1 protein-coding gene is annotated in these 439 nt (G+C 69.9%); it reads right to left on the minus strand.

Going from position 1 to position 439, the window contains the following annotated elements; genetic code table 11:
* Positions 1-400, minus strand: a 400-nt coding sequence (locus GPA27_RS28470; protein WP_246261547.1) for a CoA transferase, incomplete at its 3' end; no start/stop codon positions are given.
* Positions 401-439 lie beyond the last annotated feature (39 nt).

Below are 439 nucleotides of genomic sequence, written 5' to 3' on the forward strand. Positions count from 1 at the left end.
GCCCCAGTGCCGGCGGCGCATTGCGCAGCACCGGTGGCGTGGCCGACAGGCGCAGCGGGCTGGCCACGCCGGTGATCTGCTGCACCTTGTCGGTGGCTGCCTCGCCGTCCTTCCAGCGCGGCAGCGTCACGGCCAGGCCACGGGCCTGCACCTGCGCGTCGTCAAACGCCTGGGCAATGGTGTTGATGGGGCCGCAAGGCACGGCCTTGTCTTCCAGCAGCGTGATCCATTCGGCTGTGGTGCGCGTGCGGGTCACGGCCTCCATGGCGGGGATCAGCGCGGTGCGGTTTTGCACGCGCAGTGTGTTGGTGGCATAGCGCGGGTCGCTGGCCCACTGGGGCTGCTCGGCGGCGGCGCAAAAGCGCTGGAACTGCCCGTCGTTGCCAATGGCCAGCAGCATGTTGCCGTCCTGCGTGGGGAAGTCTTGGTAGGGCGCGAG

It is taken from the genome of Aromatoleum toluolicum (assembly GCF_012911005.2).
Lineage (GTDB): Bacteria > Pseudomonadota > Gammaproteobacteria > Burkholderiales > Rhodocyclaceae > Aromatoleum > Aromatoleum toluolicum.